Origin of the sequence: Francisella opportunistica (genome assembly GCF_003347135.1) — a bacterium.
Classification (GTDB): domain Bacteria; phylum Pseudomonadota; class Gammaproteobacteria; order Francisellales; family Francisellaceae; genus Francisella; species Francisella opportunistica.
Genome location: NZ_CP022377.1, coordinates 910208 through 925813 on the forward strand (window position 1 = coordinate 910208; position 15606 = coordinate 925813).

The following is a 15606-nucleotide window of genomic DNA, read 5'->3' on the forward strand; positions in this document are numbered from 1 at the left end:
ATTTTACCTATTTTTTTCTAGTGTTTTATCCATAAATAATAAGTTATACCTAAATATATCTATACCTAAATATATCAGCGTAAGTTGCCAATAAATGTCGCTGTAATTCTTAACAAAGAATATGAAATAATACCAATCAGAATATAACTTATGGAGATTTTTCTGATAATCTCTAATGAAAATCTTCCAAATAGATTATACATAAGACCTAAGGATATATACACAGGAGAACGCTAAATAATTCCCATATCCCCATATAGAGATAGTACTATTATAGTTGTAAATATGGTTTTTAGAATTACATCATATAAATATATGCTTTTTTGCCACAAGAGTTAACAGAAGGGTGGTAACGATGTTTTTTTAGAATTTTTAGTTATTATAAAAACTAACTTTAAAAAGAATAGGTTCCATAGTCGATATTTTTAAAGAAATATTTTCTTGCGATAAACGGTAAAATATTAAACAATCATAACAACTTAATTAATTATAACTAATATTTAATATTTTATGTATTTATTTATAATCAAACTTATTTTAATTTGCTGTATAAACTATTTTAAAAGGTAATACATATATGGCAGAATCTTGTGCTTACAATAAACATCAAAATATTTAGCAACAAACATGCAAATCAATGAAAACTGGTTTACAAAAAGATTTGAACGTACAGAAAAATTTTTAGAGTCAAGTTATAGTTGTGCTCGTAATATTTTCAAAAAATCTGAAAAAAAGAATATCACTTTAGTCGACAATAAGGATTACTTAGAATTTGTCTCATGTTCTTATTTAGGGTTACACAACGACAAGCAAATAATCAATGCAGTCAAAGAAAGTAAAGCCCTTGAAACACAAGGATTCATGTTTTCAAGCTCAAGAACAAGAGTAATATCTCAAGAGGAGAAAAGTGCACTTGATAAACTTGCAAAAATTTTTTCACCATATTCGCCTGTATTATTCCAAAATTTACACACCACACACCTTGGAGTTATACCTTTACTACTTTCCGGTATATTCCCAAGAATGGACCAAGGTAAACCAATACATTGCATAATGGATAAATATGCTCACCAATCCCTGAAAATTTTAATCGGAATTATAAATCAGTTTTGTGAAGTCGAGTTTGTAGATAATACAGATATTAAAAAACTCTCTACGAGTTTAAAGCAAATTCATAAAGATAATAAGATACCATTTATAATAATGGACAGCGTTGGCTCTATGGGAAAAATTTATCCTATCAAAGAGATAATAGATTTAGTCAATAAGTATTGTGGCTATGTTTACTTTGATGATGCTCATGGAATGTCAATAATCGGTAAGCATGGTAGCGGATATGTACTACAAGAGCTCAACTATAAATTAAATGACAGAGTCTTCATATCGGCATCATTATCTAAAGGCTTCGGTGGACAAGGTGGTGTTGTGCTGATGCCTCATCAAGAGCAAATAGACTTTATTTTACAATATTGTACTACCTACACATTTTCAGGTCCACTATCAGTACCAAGCTTAGAAGTAATAAATAAAAGTTGTGAAATTCATCTATCTACACATATCAACTTACTTCAGCAAAAGCTGCGCAATAATTTAAATTACTTTGACCAAGAAATTACCGATGTGAAATATAATCAACTCCGCAACAGTTTTGTACCATTCAGAACTATATACATCGGTAATGAAGAAGACGCTATAAAATACTATAAACAGCTAAAAGCACAAGGTATACTTGTAACATGTGCTGTTTATCCTGTAGTAGAAAAGTCTAAAGCAATTTTGAGGATCACTCTCTCAGCAAGTCATGAATATAGTGATATTAAATTGCTTGTAAAGAATTTAAAAAATATCTTAAGGTTAAGGAATGAATGAAAAATGCATAGCAATTTAAATGAGTACATATCTTCACCACTATTTGCAGCGGTGGCAAATATTTCTAGCGAAAATATTTACATATACGTTAAGGACACAGATTCGAAGTATGTATTTCTAAGTAAAAATATGTGCAACCTAAACAACATTCAATACCAAGAAGCTATTGGTAAAAATGATAGCTATTTTAAATGGGGCCAGAAACAAGCAAATGCTTTTAGAAATGATGATTTATTTGTCTTAAATAATAAAAAACCTCACATATCTAAGTATTTGATACCTAAAGGCGATGAATTCTTGTGGATAAAAACAGAAAAAATACCAATTTTAAATAAAGATGACGAAGCCATTGGCATCCTTGGAATTGCACAAAATATATCCTACCAAAAGATGCTGCAACCAAGACAAGCTCCTAGCGTTAAAACTTCAATTGTAGCAAGTCGAAATCCTGCAGTTATTGTTTTAGAACTACTTGAAGAATACATAAGAAACAACTTCAAGAATCAATCCAATATATATGATGAGTATTCATTTATCAGAAATTCATTCATTAAGAAATTATCTTGTGAACTAGTAACAAAAGATGAGCAACAACTCCACAATGCTATAAATCTAGAAAAACAGCTCAAAGAAACTCTTTCAATATTCATCGATAATAGAGAATTAATAATCATTGGTACTGGAAAAGTCAAAACTAAATACTACATCTATTTAATTATTTGCTTATGTTTCATCGAATTATATAAAAACAAATCTCTCAGAGAGAAAATTCTAATAAACATCGATGATAATACAATTAGGCTAATGATAAATAGGGCAGGCGAAAAGCATAAACTTATCACAGAAAATAACCATACTAATAATAAATTTATAACAAATTACCTCACGCCTGATATAATCAATTCACTTAATTTACATTTAGAGATTTTTGCTATCGAAGGCTTAGCTGCGGCAATCAATCTTATAATAGATAATCAAGACATTATGTACAGTGATTAACATACAGTGATATATCTAAATACATACATTTATTCATAGCAGTTAAATTTAATAATAATATGACAAATTCAATTTCAACAGAAACTATAGCAATAATTATGCAAATATCTTTTGTAGTTATAATTATTGTATCTTTTATAGTCTCAGTATTATTTATACTATCCCAACAAAATTTAGCTAATGCTATTGTTGAAGCTAATAATACTCCTAAGATTCATAATGCTTGGCTGTGGACACAGTTAATTCCTATATGGACATATATTGCTCTATTAGTTACAGCTATCAAACTAGATGAACAATGTAAAATATACCAGAATAAATATACAAAAAAGCTCAATTTCAAAGCTCGATTTGTATACTGGTACATTGGCCTGACAATATTAAACCTTGTGCCTATCCTTAATATAGTAACTATTATTGCAAGCTTAGTATTATTTATAGTAGTATGGACCAATATAAGCAAGACTACAAAAGAGCTTTCTAAAATATATATAAATTAATAAGTTATACCTATATATTTTTAGTGTGGACTAGATTCTGTATCAAAAAATAATTACTCCGGAAGCTCTATTAGAAGTTAAATGAGAGAGTACCGATATATACACTTCATTAACTAAAGCTTTTGGTGAGCAGGGTAGAGTAGTGTTGATGCATAATATATGTTTGTTTATACTGTTTATAAAAAAGTCTAAAGCAATATTAAAATTACTTTCCCAGCAAGGCATGAATCTAAACGATGTAAGATTATTAACAGCTAATTTAAAGAATATACTAAGGATCTAACATGTACAATAACAACAACTTATCTGATTATCTATCTTCATCGATATTTAAAGCTATTGCAAATATGAGTAGTAAAAGTGTTTTTATTTATGTTAAAAGTATAGATTTTAAATATGTTTTTTTAAGTAAAAACATGGGTAATTTGATTAATTTAAATTATCATGAAGCTTTAGGAAAAACTGATTATGATTTTGATTGGAGTAAAGAACAAGCAGATACTTTTAGAAATGATGATTTATTCGTTTTAAATACTGGAAAAACTCATATATCAGAATATTTACTTCCTATAGCTAAAAAATTTTTATGGATAAAAACAGAGAAAATACCAATTTTCGATAAAAATAATGACATCATTGGTATACTTGGAATAGCACAAGATATAACAATCTATAAGAAAGAAGCGTTACCACAAAAGCAAATAATCAATCAATCTGAGCACAATAACATATCTAGGTATATATCTTCACCAATCTTTAAAGCTATTGCAAGTATAAGTAGTAAAAATACTTTTATTTATGTCAAAAGTATAGATCTTAAATACGTTTTTTTAGGTAAAAACATGTGTAATTTGAGTAATTTAAATTATCATGAAGCTTTAGGAAAAACTGATTATGATTTTGGTTGGGGTAAAGAACAAGCAGATACTTTTAGAAATGATGATTTATTCGTTTTAAATACTGGAAAAACTCATATATCAGAATATTTACTTCCTATAGCTAAAAAGTTTTTATGGATAAAGACAGAGAAAATACCAATTTTCGATAAAAATAATAACGTTATTGGTATACTTGGAATAGCACAGGATGTAACGTATAGAAAAAAAATATTATCCCAAAAGCAAATAGTTAATTCGTCAAATCAAAATACTAAACTTCTGAGAATATAATTGTAGTAATTATATTAATTTTGCAAAAATATCCTTATTATTAATTTTATTGCAACAAATCATTAGCTTGTAATATATGGCAAATATGATACAGGCTGAGAAGGTTGCTCAAGCATCAAAAGTACCACAAATTGGAGAAGTAGATCTAATTTTAACCGTACTCGAATAAGGCGCTTACAGCTGTCTTAATCTTTCTTCTATTTCCTTATCATATCCGTCCTCATCTTTATGTGAGGTATACCACTTTAAAGCATTACTATTCTTGAAAGCTGCCTCTTTATTTAATTTACCCTCATAATTATCTAAAAGCCAGTTAATACTTCTATTACACATAAAATAACACCCTTGTATTAAAGGAGTTAATAGTTCGCCTGAAGGCATTTTCCACGCAGTATTAATATCGTGAGTGGGAAAATTCTCTTTTAATTTATCTAAGATAAGATTGTTAGAGCTATTGGAACATCCCGCTATAAAATAGCTTGCTATAGAATTAGATGCTTCTAATAGGAGATTATTACTCAAACATTTAATACCATTATTTTTTGCCTGGTTTGCTTCAGTTCTTGAATTTGATAGTAATAACTCAACTATATTTATATGAGCCCTTTGGCAAGCTATCATAAAAGGGGTAGTGCCATCATTTATTGGCTGATTTACTTCAATTCTTGAATCTAATAGTAATAACTTAACTATATTTATATGACCACGTTGACAAGCTATCCACAACGGGGTAACGCCATTATTATTTGCCTGATTTACTCCAGTTCCTTGTTCTAATAGTAATAACTTAACTACATCAGTATGATTTTTTATAGAAGCTATGTATAGTAAGAAAGTGTTTGTGTGGTATCCTTTTTTAACCATATCTTCTAAGTTTTTCTTGTAAATATAATCTAAGTTTCCCTTGTAATTTTCCTCAACATCACTAATAAATTTTGATTGTATTTGCTTTAGTAGAGAATATACAAACTTAGTATACTCTTGATTAATATCTATTACTTTAGATAAAAAAATCTTTTCTTCTAAAAGAATGTATAGTAATTCATTAATATTTTTACAATTTACTATTATGCTATTTAGCTTGTTGAACCGACTATTAAGATGGCTATTAAGATTCATAGAAATATGGTTTTTATATTGTTCAAAAAATCTCTGTCTCTCATTATCATATTCTTCAAAAAAACTCTGTCTCTCATTATTATAGTTATAGTAGCCTTTTAGTCCAATATTTAGTCCAAAATGATGAAACTTATTTGAAAGTTGTTCAGCAAGTCTCTTTTTAAAAGTTATCATATCAAAATCAACTATCTGTGTGGGGGCAACAAATATAGTAACATTTACGGCGAATATTTCATTTTCAGTATAAAATGACTCAAATAATTGCGTTGCAAGTTTATCTGCTGATTTTTTATCATAATAAGGAAAGTTTTTTCTTAGGAAGTCATCTTCAAGGTAGTTAGCATCAAAATAGTTAACTTCAAGGCATTTAGCAAGACAATTAAATTGAGTAATACAAGCTGTAGTATGCTTATATGAATCAAAAATAATTAAATATGGGTTTTTAGTTAACGGATTTTTAGATAACTTATTTTTCAAGTTAGTTATTAGTGGCTCAAGGTATTTCGCAAGGTCATCTTGATTGCCAGCATATGGTTTTATTATATATTTCTAATAAAGGCAAACTACAGGCATCATAGATACTGTCCTTTTGAAATAAACTATTATTTATAATATATTTAGAAGCCTCATATCCATTCTGAGAAACTAAATTAGAATTTATTCGATCAGAAAAAAAATAAGTTTTAAAAGGGTTATGGTAAAGAAGTAAACCGTCTAAAAATGCTCTTATTGATAAAATTAGATCATACTTATCTCCACGTTTTAGCTTAGTATATTCTTTTATAGTCTCACTAAGTTTTCTACTTTTTTTTTACTATAGTCTTTTGTCAAGATCTCTAGACGGTCATAGAAAGTTTTTTGATCTTTAGCTAAGGCAGCTTGTCCCCACATATACGCTAGACCAAAACATAAACCACTAGGCAGGCTTAATTTATCGTAATAACCTTTTCCCCAATCACAATTATCTGATATCTCTTTTATATTCTCTTTTAAAAGCTCATATTTAGTCTTAGGCATTGATAACACTCCAAGGTAATAAAGCTGCATAAACTTCTATAATTTCAGAATAAGGCAATCTCTTCATAACATCTACATAGTTTTGATATGGTTTAAAATTATTATACTTCTTGCGAATGATTTTACAAAAAAATTTAATATTAATAAGTATAACTTAGAAAATTAATTTAATTTATCAAAATAAGTTATAAAAAATCACATCGGCCCACATAAATATAAAAGATTTTTTATAGCGATTATTTTGTCAACTAATAAGCTATTTGAATAATAAATCATACTACTAAGTTAGTAAAAAGTTAGTATTTTCAATATATTTAGCTAATAGATATGATGATTATATACAAATCAAGATTTTTTGCTATAAGAATTTCTTATAAATGATAAAAGCGATATTTTCCAATATTGAGAGCATTTTTTGCTATTTTGCAAGACTATTTTTTCTCTTTTTTAATAGCTATTATGGTAAATAAGTTCATTATGTTTTATGAACCTCATACTAGAAGATTTTCTTTATTAGTATTTTTTATATAAAGTTTTTTATTAAAAACAGAAAGTTTAAGTGGGTTTGATGATGATGGAAAATAATAAATTAACATTAATATTTAGTAAAAAAATTATTTTTCATCATATTAATTAATCTGTTTATGTTAGTAACTTTATATATACTAAGGAGAATCTAAGATGTCTAGAAGATATTGTGTCATAAAAGAAAATCAAAAGATGAGGACTTTATTATCAATAATTAAGTCAAATTATTATTCAGATAATAAAGACTCATTACAAGAGGTAAATCTAGAACATGTTCTTAACAGAATTTTTAATCCAGATATTAGAGTTTTAGTAAGAAATGCATGGAAAGATTTAGAAACAATAGCTGGCCAAGAAATCAGATTACTTGAAAATAATTGTAAGAAAAATTTTATAAATCGACTTTATAAAAAAAACAAAGACATGAATTTTATTATTAAGACAGAACTTAATGATGAAACAGCAGTTATAAATTTTAATTCTACAAATAATCTAAAACTTGAACACAAGTACATAAACATCTAATTTATTTTGCAAATCTCACCATAAAAGCCTTTAAAATCAATGGTTTGCAAAGTATTCAATTTTTTTCACAAACTTATAAACATTCGCATAATATATATTATGTTAAATTAATTAAATGTGTGAAAACATAATTTATTCTTGTGGATAAGCCCTTTTAACTATTTAATTTTGCCGATTTATTTTTTGATTAATAAGTTTGTTTGGATTAACTATAAATAATCTTGTTGTAGTTTTTTGATTATGTCTAAACTAGCAGGAAGAAATTTAAAATTATTAAGCTCAGAAATTTTTACAAGTTTTAGTTGTTGATTTTCTTTTGCATATGGAACACCCTCAAAATCATCAATAATGAAAAAATGTAAGTTTACTTCTATCTTATCTTTATTGATGTGTTTTTTAGTCATGTAAGGCTTCACTACATTTGCAGTTATACCAACTTCCTCATTAATTTCTCTTTTAATACATTCTGCAAAAGTTTCATCTTTTTCAAGCTTACCCCCTGGAAATTCCCAATAATCACTGTATGTCTGAAATTTTTGCCTTAGGCTTATATAGACTTTAGCGTTATGTTCATCTAAAATTATCGCCACTGCGGCATTAATTTGTGCCATTTTTGTAAAAAGTAAGTTAATTAGTACTAAGAAATATATAATATGTACCAAAATCATAAAAGTGAAATTTTATTAGCAACACCGCTTATAAAAGATGATACAGTATTTACTAAATCAGTAATTTACCTGTGTCAAAATGATCGCCATGGCGCTATGGGTTTGATAATAAATAAACCTCTTACAGACACATTGAGAGATGTTTTTGAAGAATTGTATATACCCCATAATAATACTTTTGAAGAAATTTTAGATTACCCTCTTTATATGGGCGGTCCGATAAGCCCACATAAAATTATGATATTGCATACAACAAATGGTCGGAATTACACTTCAACGATAAAATTAGATGAAGGTTTAGCAATAACAGCTTCAATGGATATTTTAGAGGATCTTGCCAACAATATTTTGCCAGAATATTTCTTGCCAGTTGTTGGTTATAGCTGTTGGACTACCAATCAGCTTACAGATGAAATCAAATCAAATGATTGGATTGTAACCAATAAGCTTAGTAAGAAAATTTTATTTAATCATGAAAACAAGGTAAAATGGCAAAATCATTTAGAACATGCTGGCTATACTTTGCAAAGCCTTGATGCATTATTTAATAAAAATACAGGTAACTGCTAATGTTTCAGTCTTTGATAGCTATCGATTATGGTAAAGCGCGTATCGGTTTAGCTAGTGGCCAAATGATTACAAAGACAGCAACGCCGATAGGTACAATCGAAGCTTATGATGGTATACCTAACTGGATTGAGCTTGATAAAATTATCAAACGCTGGAACCCTTCAGATATTATTATTGGTTTACCATTAGACACCCATGATTTTGAAACTGATATTACTAAGGCTGCTAAGGATTTTGCTAAACAAATGCAGCAAAGATACCAAAGAAAAATCCATCTTATTAATGAAGCTTACTCAACTCGTGAAGCTAGATGGCGTTTGGAGGAAGTCAAAAGTAAAAAAGTTTCTCATATAAAGGTAGATGCTCTAGCAGCCTGTGTGATCTTAGAAACATGGATGTCTGAAAATTAATTTAATAATACATTTAATTTGCTGTTGTATAATATTGACAATATTTAATTAGACTGTAATTATTTGCTTATTAAAATTCATGATCTGAGAATACTTATGCGCAGCTTAAAAAATAAAATCATCTTAGTGGTAACTTTTATATTCTTAACTCTAAGCATGCAACTATCATATGCTTGTATTTCAAATGAATATACTAAGGCTTATTCTCTATATAGAAATAGTGATTATAGTGATTCTGTTAAGGCTTTTATGGAGCTATACAAAAAAGGCTGTCCCACTTCCCCATATTTCTTAGGTATATTTTATACTTATGGAATTGGTGTTAAGCAAGATTTGGATTTAGCAATAAAATATTTTGATGTTTTTCTTGATAAAAATAATAATAAACAACCACGCCACTATCGTGCTAATGCATACTTAGCGCTTGCATACATCTATAAAATTAAAGGGCAAATGGAAAAAGCAAATAAATATTTAACTTTATCTGCTGAAATTGGCAATGCTGAAGCTATGTTCTTTTTAGGAAAATCTTATGTGGCCAATAATCAGCCATACTATATTGAAACTAATCCACAAAAAGCTTTTTTCTGGCTTAATAAAGCTGCTCAAAGTGGTAATATAGAAGCGATGAGATTAATATATGATAATGATTTGTATTCAAAACCTAAGAGTTAACTAAATTTCGAAAATAATTTGATTCAAAAAACTAAAAACTATTTGTCATTTTAAAGTTCAATTTAAAGCATAGTTCAGAGAATTAATTATTATCAAAAAGGCACGCGCCTCACTTCTAAGATTAAATATTTATTGAGAGAGCATTTTTTAGTAAATAGAAAACATCTAGATATTTATGATATTTTCACTTAAAATTATTAGCATATTTTATTCAACTATAATCTACATCTAGGTCTTAACTTCAAATGAATGAATATAATTTTAGCGATATAGAAAAATCCGCCCAAGATTATTGGCGTAAAAATGATTCTTTTAAAGCTGTAGAAGACAAAAATAAACAAAAATTTTACTGCCTTTCGATGCTACCATATCCGAGTGGTACGCTACACATGGGGCACGTGCGTAATTATACGATTGGCGATGTGATTGCAAGATATCAAAAAATGCAAGGTAAAAATGTCCTTCACCCTATGGGTTGGGATGCTTTTGGTTTACCTGCAGAGAATGCCGCAATTAAGCATAAAAAATCGCCATATGAATGGACAAAAAGTAATATTGCTCACATGAAATCACAACTTGATTCTTTAGGCTTTAGTTTTGACTGGTCAAGAGAAGTCACAACTTGTGATCAAGACTATTATAAATGGGAACAATGGTTTTTTATTCAGCTATACAAAAAAGGTTTAGCATATCGTAAAAACTCAGTTGTTAACTGGGATCCAGTTGACCAAACAGTTTTAGCAAATGAACAAGTTGTTGATGGTAGAGGTTGGCGCTCTGGTGCTTTAGTTGAGAAAAAGGAAATTCCTCAGTGGTTCCTAAAGATTACTAACTATGCTGATGAACTTTTGCAAGATATAAGCAAATTGGATGGCTGGCCAGATGCAGTTAAAATAATGCAAACTAATTGGATTGGCAAATCCAAAGGGCTAACAGTTAAATTCAAAATTAAAGATTCTAATCAAGATATACAAGTCTTTACAACTCGTCCTGATACACTAATGGGAGTAAGCTATCTTGGTATAGCACCTGAGCACCCTCTTGCTGTTGAAGAAGCTAAAAATAATCCAGAGCTAGCAGCATTTATAGATGAATGTAAGAAATCATCAACAATGGAGGCAGACTTAGCAACTCAAGAGAAAAAAGGCTTTAAGACATCAATTAAAGTAATTCACCCTATTTCGGGAGAAACAGTAGATGTTTGGGTAGCTAATTTTGTACTTATGGGATATGGTTCTGGTGCTGTTATGTCTGTACCCGCTCATGATCAAAGAGACTGGGAATTTGCCCAAAAATATAGTATATCATTAAAACAAGTCATACAGTCTAATGATAAAAAACTACAAATTGATTTACAAAAGGCTGCTTTTGTTGAAAAAGGCATACTAATAAATTCAGGAGAATTTGATGGTTTAAACTTCAAAAATGCCTATCAAGCAATCAAGAAATACCTTATAGAGCAAGATAAAGGTTATGAAACTACTAATTTTAGAATTCATGATTGGGGTATTTCACGCCAAAGATATTGGGGTTGTCCTATTCCGATGATCCATTGTGATAGCTGTGGCATAGTACCAGAAAAAGAGTACAACTTACCAGTGATATTACCTACTGATGTAACCTTAACAGAGGCAGGCTCACCACTTAAGGATATTCCAGAGTTTCTAAATGTAGCTTGCCCGGAATGTGGCAAACCAGCAAAGCGTGAAACTGATACATTTGATACATTTTTTGAATCATCTTGGTATTATGCAAGATATACTTGCCCTACTGCTAAGCAAATGCTTGATCAAGAAGCTAATTATTGGCTACCGGTAGATAAATATATAGGTGGTATTGAGCATGCTATCATGCACTTACTCTATGCTAGATTCTTTCACAAATTAATGCGTGATGAGGGATTACTTAGTTCAGATGAACCTTTTAAGAACCTTCTTACACAAGGAATGGTGCTAAAAGATGGTGCTAAGATGTCTAAATCTAAAGGTAACACTGTAGATCCCCAAGAGCTTATTGATAAGTATGGCGCTGATACTGTAAGATTATTTAGTATGTTTGCCGCACCTCCTGAGCAATCACTTGAATGGTCAGAAACAGGTGTTGAAGGAGCAAATAAATTTCTGCGTAAAGTATTTAATTATGCTGAATTAAATAAAGATATATTTGCCAAAAATATATTTCTAGAGTGTGAAAAGCTGACAAAACAAGATAAAAAAGCACGCTTTGAAATACACTCTAATCTAAAGCAGGCAATTTTTGACTTTGACAAAAGTCAATTTAATACCGTAGTATCTGCTTGTATGAAAATTTTAAATACCCTAAATCACTATGACAATCTTTCTGAAAGTGTTAAAGTCGAAGGATTTAGTGTTTTGCTAAGAGTGTTAGCACCATTTACGCCACATCTATGTCATCACCTATGGCAACAATTAAATCTAGGAAAAGATATACTTCACACTAGCTTTCCAACTGTTGATAATAATGCTCTAGAAAAAGATGAATTCCTCTTAGTGGTACAAATTAATGGTAAACTAAAAGCTAAGTTAGAATTAGATGCTTCACTACCTCAAAATCAAGTTGAAGAAGCAGTTTTAGCTGATGAACATGTCAAATCATTTATAGATAGCAAACAAATTATCAAAATGATTTATGTACCACAAAAACTTATTAATATTGTAATCAAATAAGGTAAATATGATGAGATTAAAATATATCCATACTATGTTTTTATTTATTGCAACAGTCATATTAGCTAGCTGTGGCTTTCATCCACGTGGAGTTTTGACTGATGGCAATGCAGGCAACTTTGATAGCTTAGCGGGCACTAAGTTTTATATTGAAGCTGATAATTACGCTAATTTAGCTAATTCATTAAAACGTAATCTAACAAACTTCAATGCAATTATTGTTAACGATGAAAAATCTGCTGACTATATTATAAATATTCAAGATGCTAAACAAGAGTCTCAACTAACAAGTATTATTGGTGGTGCATCAAACAATACCTACCAGTTAATATATACAATAACTTATAACATTGTTAAGCCTTATAAGAAGACTCCTGTAATACCAAATAAATCTATAAGTGCTCAACAATTCTGGCAGTCGAACGCAGGTACACAGCTTGCGCAAAATAATCAAGCAGATAGGATATATACCTACCTTGAAGGGCAACTAGTTAATAATATGGTCACTCAAATTGCTGCTTTATTACCAAGTAAAAATATATCTCAAACAGCAGACTCTGATTCTGATTCTGATGGGAATTCTGCACAATAAAAATAAACTCCAAAATAATTTTTTGTTCCAAAACAATATCTAACTTAAAGGTAATACTTAGATACCATCAGTAATCATGCATTAGCTGTTACATTAAGTTGTTTACTATTTTTTTAAATAGTTCTATTACTTACATTTGTTATTGGTAAATTAATTAGTAAATATATAGTTTTTTTAATAGCTAAAATTTTTTTAATAAAAGTAACTCACTATTAGAAAAATACCTGCTACAATTCTTCTACTATCCAGCTTTGCATAGCATTTATAAGCTCAGCAAAAATATCTGCCATCAGAAGTAGGTCAACTTCATGCCCAGAATTATCTTCTTTGTTTAAATCTTTAATACCATCTAAAAACTTAATTGCTTTAAATTGTAGTTTAGTATTTGCGGTCATCACAAGTTGCTCACGCCAGATTATCGCTAATTCTGTGATGTAGCCACCACTTTTTATAAATGCTTTGATATTATCATTAAGCATAGAACTACCTTGACATGATATATTTGCAATACTATCACCAATAGCACTAGTAAGCTTACACTTTTCAGCGATTTCGACATCTATTGGATAAGCATTATCTACAAGCCATTCTGTTAAAATATCTGTTTCTTCTTTGATTATAGATTCAAATCGTGCTTCACATCTTTGTAGTAAATCTAATACCTCTGTAATTTGTTTTTCAGATATACTGTCTATAACTAGATAATTATTTGTCAGATCTAGGTAGCCATAAGTTTTTTTAAATTTACTGAAAGCTAATGGTAATAGCTTCTGTTCCATATCCTCTTTTATTTGTGTTTTTTCTTTTTTGCTTACGTATCTAGTTAGCTCAAGCTCTTCTATATACTCTTGTGCTTGTTGATTTATTACTTGAGCTGGTAGAATTTTCTCTTCATTCATTAAGCAAAATGCTGCTAAATGATTAAATCTAAATAGACATTTTTCATCTTTAATAAATGGATTTATAAAACCACGCGATGATCGCTGTGAATTACCACATGCAATAAATGCTAGTTTATTCATAGAATCTTCAAATATATCTATATTAATATCTGTAATTTTGAATGCTGTAAGGTTTTTAAAGAACATAAGTAGTTACTCAGTTTAATAAATTGTTCCAAAATGATAAAACGTCTAATCTAAAAGTAGAATACTAAATACATAAAATTAGGATTAAATCTAAAGATTACCTTCATGACTTTGGCAAAAACATTCCAATATTTGTTACATAATGTATAATATGTTGTCTTTAGTTAATAACTAACTTGTTTGGAAATATATATGTCACAGATAGTTGTTTGCGCAATGTATAAATTTGTTACATTAGAAGATTTTGAGGCTATGCGCCAACCTCTTCTAGATACGATGATAAAAAATAATGTCAAAGGTACACTACTCTTGGCTAATGAAGGAATCAATGGTACTGTTGCAGGAACACGTAAAAGTATAGATGGTCTACTAGCTTATTTAAAAACAGATCCACGCCTAATAGATATTGATTATAAAGAGTCTTATCATCAAGAAATGCCCTTTTATCGTTCAAAAGTAAAGCTTAAAAAAGAGATTGTTACTCTAGGTGTTGATGAAATTGACCCTAACAAAGTTTGTGGTAAATATGTCGAACCTAAAGATTGGAATGCATTGATTTCTGACCCTGAGACCGTGCTTATTGATACTCGCAATGAATATGAGATAGAAATTGGTACCTTTAAAAATGCTATCAACCCTCATACAGAAAATTTCCGCGAATTTCCTCAATATGTCGATGAGAGACTCGACCCTAAAAAGCACAAAAAAGTAGCTATGTTTTGTACTGGTGGGATTAGATGTGAGAAATCTACAGCACTACTTAAAGCCAAAGGTTTTGATGAGGTTTATCATTTACAAGGCGGTATTCTTAAGTATTTAGAAGAAGTACCGAAAGAAAAATCTATGTGGCAAGGTGAATGCTTTGTGTTTGACTCAAGAGTTGCTGTAAACCATGATCTTGAAAAAGGTAGCTATGATCAGTGTTTTGCTTGTCGTATGCCAATCACAGAAGAGGACAAAAAACGCCATGAATATGTTAAAGGTATAAGCTGTCATCATTGCTATGATAAAGTTACTGAAAAACAAAAAGCTCGCTTTGCTGAGCGTGAAAAGCAAGCTCAATTAGCAGCACAGCAAGGTTTCTCTCATGTTGGCGATGATGCAAAAAAACTTGCAGAACTTAATAAACTAAAAAAACAACAAGCTAAAGAAGCAGCTCGTAAAAAAGCTCAACAATAAACTTCTATTAA

General features: G+C 29.5%; 15 protein-coding genes and 1 pseudogene. 11 read left to right on the forward strand and 5 right to left on the reverse strand.

The genetic code is table 11. The features are described 5' to 3' along the window. Positions 1-3: 3 nt before the first annotated feature. Positions 4-407 (reverse strand): annotated as a pseudogene (locus tag CGC45_RS09530) (hypothetical protein); the annotation flags it as partial. Between the two features lie 220 nt (positions 408-627). Here CGC45_RS09530 and CGC45_RS04505 point away from each other — a divergent pair. From CGC45_RS04505 to CGC45_RS04520, 4 genes are all read left to right on the forward strand, one after another. Continuing rightward, the gene (locus CGC45_RS04505) at positions 628-1869 is read left to right on the forward strand and encodes an aminotransferase class I/II-fold pyridoxal phosphate-dependent enzyme (RefSeq protein WP_071629156.1); all 1242 of its coding nucleotides are present in this window, start codon (positions 628-630) and stop codon (positions 1867-1869) included. A 3-nt stretch (positions 1870-1872) separates the two neighbouring features. Continuing rightward, positions 1873-2868, forward strand: coding sequence for a PAS domain-containing protein (locus CGC45_RS04510; protein WP_071629157.1), 996 nt, complete (start codon positions 1873-1875; stop codon positions 2866-2868). Between the two features lie 59 nt (positions 2869-2927). Beyond that, positions 2928-3368 carry a hypothetical protein gene (locus tag CGC45_RS04515; RefSeq protein WP_071629158.1) on the forward strand — a complete coding sequence of 147 codons (441 nt, stop codon included), beginning with the start codon at positions 2928-2930 and terminating at the stop codon, positions 3366-3368. A 284-nt stretch (positions 3369-3652) separates the two neighbouring features. Further along, a complete protein-coding gene (locus CGC45_RS04520) occupies positions 3653-4537 on the forward strand; it encodes a PAS domain-containing protein (protein WP_071629159.1) in 885 nt (294 codons plus the stop codon). Between the two features lie 174 nt (positions 4538-4711). Here CGC45_RS04520 and CGC45_RS04525 read toward each other — a convergent pair whose 3' ends face one another. Next, positions 4712-6133: an ankyrin repeat domain-containing protein gene (locus CGC45_RS04525; RefSeq protein WP_071629160.1), complete on the reverse strand. Its 1422-nt coding sequence runs from the start codon at positions 6131-6133 to the stop codon at positions 4712-4714. A gap of 303 nt (positions 6134-6436) precedes the next feature. Beyond that, entirely contained in the window at positions 6437-6673 is a 237-nt protein-coding gene (locus tag CGC45_RS04530; RefSeq protein WP_071629161.1) for a hypothetical protein, read from the reverse strand. A gap of 681 nt (positions 6674-7354) precedes the next feature. Between CGC45_RS04530 and CGC45_RS04535 the strand changes: the two genes are divergently transcribed. Then, positions 7355-7726: a normocyte binding protein 2b gene (locus CGC45_RS04535; protein ID WP_071629162.1), complete on the forward strand. Its 372-nt coding sequence runs from the start codon at positions 7355-7357 to the stop codon at positions 7724-7726. Between the two features lie 209 nt (positions 7727-7935). On the opposite strand, the gene CGC45_RS04540 is transcribed toward CGC45_RS04535, so the two are convergent. Beyond that, complete coding sequence (locus tag CGC45_RS04540; RefSeq protein ID WP_071629969.1) at positions 7936-8337, reverse strand: (deoxy)nucleoside triphosphate pyrophosphohydrolase; 402 nt, start codon at positions 8335-8337, stop codon at positions 7936-7938. Between the two features lie 42 nt (positions 8338-8379). Between CGC45_RS04540 and CGC45_RS04545 the strand changes: the two genes are divergently transcribed. The 5 genes from CGC45_RS04545 to CGC45_RS04565 all read left to right on the forward strand — a co-directional run bounded on the left by CGC45_RS04545 (position 8380) and on the right by CGC45_RS04565 (position 13328). Next, on the forward strand, positions 8380-8964 hold the full coding sequence (locus CGC45_RS04545) for a YqgE/AlgH family protein (protein ID WP_071629163.1): 585 nt from the start codon (positions 8380-8382) through the stop codon (positions 8962-8964). Continuing rightward, positions 8964-9374 (forward strand): Holliday junction resolvase RuvX, encoded by a 411-nt coding sequence (ruvX, locus tag CGC45_RS04550; RefSeq protein ID WP_071629164.1) that lies wholly within the window; start codon positions 8964-8966, stop codon positions 9372-9374. Before CGC45_RS04545 ends, ruvX begins: the two co-directional genes overlap by 1 nt. A gap of 156 nt (positions 9375-9530) precedes the next feature. Continuing rightward, positions 9531-10049, forward strand: a complete 519-nt coding sequence (locus CGC45_RS04555; RefSeq protein WP_257211269.1) for a tetratricopeptide repeat protein — start codon at positions 9531-9533, stop codon at positions 10047-10049. Positions 10050-10294: 245 nt separating this feature from the next. After that, positions 10295-12736, forward strand: a complete 2442-nt coding sequence (leuS, locus tag CGC45_RS04560; protein ID WP_071629166.1) for a leucine--tRNA ligase — start codon at positions 10295-10297, stop codon at positions 12734-12736. 7 nt (positions 12737-12743) lie between these two features. Beyond that, a complete protein-coding gene (locus tag CGC45_RS04565) occupies positions 12744-13328 on the forward strand; it encodes an LPS-assembly lipoprotein LptE (protein WP_084387440.1) in 585 nt (194 codons plus the stop codon). Positions 13329-13555: 227 nt separating this feature from the next. Here the strand turns inward: CGC45_RS04565 and CGC45_RS04570 are convergent, their stop codons facing one another. Beyond that, positions 13556-14416, reverse strand: coding sequence for a recombination-associated protein RdgC (locus CGC45_RS04570; protein ID WP_071629168.1), 861 nt, complete (start codon positions 14414-14416; stop codon positions 13556-13558). Between the two features lie 192 nt (positions 14417-14608). On the opposite strand from CGC45_RS04570, the gene trhO reads away from it, so the two are divergent. Beyond that, entirely contained in the window at positions 14609-15595 is a 987-nt protein-coding gene (gene trhO, locus CGC45_RS04575) for an oxygen-dependent tRNA uridine(34) hydroxylase TrhO (RefSeq protein ID WP_071629169.1), read from the forward strand. The last annotated feature ends 11 nt before the right edge of the window (positions 15596-15606 follow it).